This is a genomic window from Desulfosporosinus metallidurans (genome assembly GCF_001936615.1).
GTDB lineage: Bacteria > Bacillota > Desulfitobacteriia > Desulfitobacteriales > Desulfitobacteriaceae > Desulfosporosinus > Desulfosporosinus metallidurans.
On the sequence record NZ_MLBF01000125.1, the window covers coordinates 1 to 2,941 of the forward strand.

The following is a 2,941-nucleotide window of genomic DNA, read 5'->3' on the forward strand; positions in this document are numbered from 1 at the left end:
CGTAAGCGGTGGAACAAATAGCGTTACCTAAAAGTTAACCCCGATTTTCAGCCATTTGAAAATCGGGGCATCATAATTAGTTTAACCTTTTAAAAAAATCCTTCGCTTTCGACATCCATTATGTATTCGTACTGCTTGCGGATAAGCTTAATGAACTCAGCATCAGACAGATCATTATACCGATTGGTTCCTTCTTCGACGAGACATTCAAAGATGAGTTCTGAATAATCTCTGTCTTCCTTAACCATCTTCCGATAGCGCTTTTCAATCTCATAGGGAAAGTCCAGCCAATAGGTTATGTCGTCGATTTCTCCATCCAGAAACGATTTCGTCATATTCATGACGTAGTTAATATTTGCCATGCTCACTGTTGCTCATTTTCCTTCCTTGGGCTCACCCATATTTTTTTTTGCACGACATGCTGCGGGAAGCTTCTCCGACCATGGCATACAATCATCCAATAATTCCGGTGTGTTATGAAAGTCCAGATTGGGTAGATTTTTAAAGAGATGAACCAGGTATTCGTACGGATCTAGGCCATTGGCTGTAGCCGTGCTGATGATGCTGAATACCAGGGCACTGGCTTCGGCACCTTGTGGGGTGTCGCAAAAAAGGAAGTTCTTTCTTGCCAAAGCTACGACTCTTATCGCATTCTCCGACAAATTGTTCGAGAGGGGAATGCGCCCATCCCGCAGAAAATTTGTGAAGTATTTTTTGTGATTTAGAGTATACTTGATGGCTTTCTTTAAAGGGTCTTGATTGGTCGTCACATTTTCTGCCCACGCAAAAAAGGCATTTAGAACAGGAACACTCTGTTCTAGACGCTTCTGTTGTCGTTCTTCAGGAGATAGAAGTTTCCACTGCTTCTCCAACTTAAAGAGCTTGTCGCAATACGCTCTTCCCTTAGCACCGGCTGAGCCTGGGATTTCCTTTTTGCTGCTGTTCAGTGGAATGGCCTCCAGATAGTACCGCCTTAGGTGCGAAAAACATAAACAGCGTATGATGTTTTCCACCTTTTCATACCCAGCGTAGGCGTCTGAAATTAAATATCCGGAAAAATCCTTCAGAAATCTTTTAGCGTTTTCGCCTGCTCGGGTCCGAGTGTACTGAAACAAAATGACCGGTGGCCCATTATCTTGCTCGTTACGATACAACCAAAAGTACGAATTGCTGGAGGCCTTTCGACCCTTCTCCTTATTGCACTGGATGGTCGTCTCATCGCACATGATGAGATCGTACGTAAGCAGCTTCTCGCGCATTCGTTCATAGATTGGTTTAAGCCACGAATCGGCACACCGTATCACCCAGTTTGACATATTGGATCGGGTTAAGGCGATCCCTATACGCAGCCATTCCTTCTCTTGACGGTAAAGCGGAACCGCCAGGGCATATTTCTGATACATAATCCAAGCCACACTGGTTGCCGATGCCAGAGATCGTGGCATAACCGGAGCCGGAACAGAAGCCTTTTTGATGACGGCATCGGGATAATCCTCTGTCGTTCCGCAGGTAGGACATTTGTAGATATATTGCACATACTCGGTGGCTTTGACCTTGGCGGGTATGTACTCTAGCTCGGTTCGTACGGTCTTCTTACCAATGACTTGAAGGGGAGAAGAACAAGTATCGCATACTTCCTCTGCATCCAGAACACATTCCACGACTTCGTGGGGAATATCCGCAATCAGATGGGCTTTGTCACCCTTTGTTCTTTTTAATCGGGTGTGAGCTTGGACTTCTTGAGTCTCTGCTTTTTCTTCTTCTGCCGGAAGCTCTATTTCACCCTCAAAGAGATAAAGTTGTCCTTCAGCAGGTGTTTTCTCGCTGGAAGCGCCAAAACGCTGCTTAGCTGCCTGGAGAAGCGCTTGAGTCAAGGCCTCGACGTTATGTTCCAGGAGTTCTATACGCTTTTGCTTTATTTCATTCTCTTCGCGAAGCTTTCTTTCCGACTCTTTAAGATCAGAAAGTTCCTGCTCAAGGTATGTCAGCATTCTCTTTTTCTCCTTCACAACATACCTCTATTATACCGGAAAATACCTCAATATGCGATGTTTTCAGGGTTTTTAGGGCAAAAAAGTATGAATTTTGTGCCGTTTTGAACACAAAATCCAGTATGCTGAATGTACACTAGTTTATTACTTCTAAAAGGCGACACCGGTAGTATCGACGGTTTGAGGATGGGCCTTTTTCTGATCGATTTGCAGGCCTTCGAGCAGCCACTGTAATTGCCGGGCGTTAATATCTCTGAGTTCTCCTTTAGTTTTTGGCCACTGGAATTTCATATCGTTAGCCAAGGATTTCGTAGCCAGCAGAAAACCGTTTCCATCCCACCTCAAGGCTTTAATGGCTGTATGCCGCTTATTACAGAAAAGGAATAAGGTGTTTCCGGAGTAAGGATCCATTTTAAACTGTAGGGCAACCATAGCGGTTAGTCCGGTGATTTGTCTTCGAAAATCCGTATACCCAAGAGCAAGATAAATATGCTCAACTTGATCGGCCATATGCTGGATCATAGCTTTTGCAAAACCTTTACGATTTCTGCTAAGGTCACCGGATCGAAACCATTGGGGATGCCGATCGAAAACTTGCCAAAGGATAAGGACATTTCTGCTTTGGAAGGCTGGATCTCTAGCAAGTTGCTTTTACTTTCCGGTAGCAGGATAACTTCTGCGAAAGGGCTGCTATTATCCACCGCCTCTTCCTTTTCCAAAACCTTAAATCTTTTAACCCAGTAATAGTAGGCTGAACTCTTCAGTCCATTTTGCTCGCACCAGGATTTAACACTCTGTCCGCTCTGACGAAATTCCGCAATGCGGTCCCTCCAACACTTTTCAAGTGCCAAATCTCTTCCCATAAAAAACCTCCTGTCTCGTATTCTTTCTCATTAACAGAATACCAAAACAGGAGGTCTATTACACGACGCTATTATATCCACCGCTTA

At 44.5% G+C, this 2,941-nt stretch carries 4 protein-coding genes; all 4 read right to left on the reverse strand.

The annotated features are described in order from the left end of the window. Positions 1 to 89: 89 nt before the first annotated feature. The 4 genes from DSOL_RS25800 to tnpA all read right to left on the reverse strand — a co-directional run bounded on the left by DSOL_RS25800 (position 90) and on the right by tnpA (position 2,854). Positions 90 to 362, reverse strand: a complete 273-nt coding sequence (locus DSOL_RS25800; protein WP_075367557.1) for a hypothetical protein — start codon at positions 360 to 362, stop codon at positions 90 to 92. Between the two features lie 12 nt (positions 363 to 374). Then, entirely contained in the window at positions 375 to 1,991 is a 1,617-nt protein-coding gene (tnpC, locus tag DSOL_RS25805) for an IS66 family transposase (RefSeq protein WP_139314634.1), read from the reverse strand. Between the two features lie 150 nt (positions 1,992 to 2,141). Further along, the gene (tnpB, locus tag DSOL_RS25810; RefSeq protein WP_083643078.1) at positions 2,142 to 2,513 is read right to left on the reverse strand and encodes an IS66 family insertion sequence element accessory protein TnpB; all 372 of its coding nucleotides are present in this window, start codon (positions 2,511 to 2,513) and stop codon (positions 2,142 to 2,144) included. After that, entirely contained in the window at positions 2,510 to 2,854 is a 345-nt protein-coding gene (gene tnpA / locus DSOL_RS25815) for an IS66 family insertion sequence element accessory protein TnpA (protein WP_075367558.1), read from the reverse strand. Before tnpA ends, tnpB begins: the two co-directional genes overlap by 4 nt. Positions 2,855 to 2,941: the final 87 nt, after the last annotated feature.

Excerpts from the sequence above, each read along its gene's own strand:
- DSOL_RS25800 (WP_075367557.1), bottom strand. The coding sequence starts at position 362 with ATGGCAAATATTAACTACGTCATGAATATGACGAAATCGTTTCTGGAT.
- tnpC (WP_139314634.1), bottom strand. The coding sequence starts at position 1,991 with ATGCTGACATACCTTGAGCAGGAACTTTCTGATCTTAAAGAGTCGGAA.
- tnpB (WP_083643078.1), bottom strand. The coding sequence starts at position 2,513 with ATGATCCAGCATATGGCCGATCAAGTTGAGCATATTTATCTTGCTCTT.
- tnpA (WP_075367558.1), bottom strand. The coding sequence starts at position 2,854 with ATGGGAAGAGATTTGGCACTTGAAAAGTGTTGGAGGGACCGCATTGCG.